At 59.6% G+C, this 322-nt stretch carries 1 protein-coding gene; it reads right to left on the bottom strand.

All coding sequences use genetic code 11. From position 1 onward, the window contains the following. A partial coding sequence (locus ACOJB8_RS41290) for a DDE-type integrase/transposase/recombinase (RefSeq protein ID WP_475018025.1) occupies window positions 1-322 on the bottom strand: 322 nt, incomplete at both ends.

Raw genomic sequence — 322 nt, 5'->3', positions numbered from 1 at the left:
TTCCATACGGCGGGCGCAGCGGCCTCCTTGAGGCCGAGCTTCGCGAGATCGAACTGCCCCTTGCGAATACAATGCGTCAACTCGATTCCTGCAATCGTGGTCGCTGCGCTCCCGAATCGTTTGAACCCAAGCATCACGTTCGTTCTGGACTTGATGTGGCGATGGTCTTGCTCGATCACGTTGTTCAGATATTTTGAGGACCGGACCTTCGTGTCTTCAGGCAGCAGACCATCGGCCTTCATTTCGCGCACCGCGCGGTGCGAGGCGGCATAGCCGTCGAGCGTGATGGTCTCCGGCGGCTGGCCCTGACGCTTGATGGCCT

It is taken from the genome of Paraburkholderia sp. BR10141 (assembly GCF_056155635.1).
The sequence above is the reverse complement of the archived record's forward strand: the minus strand, read 5'-3'. Positions and strand labels throughout refer to the sequence as shown.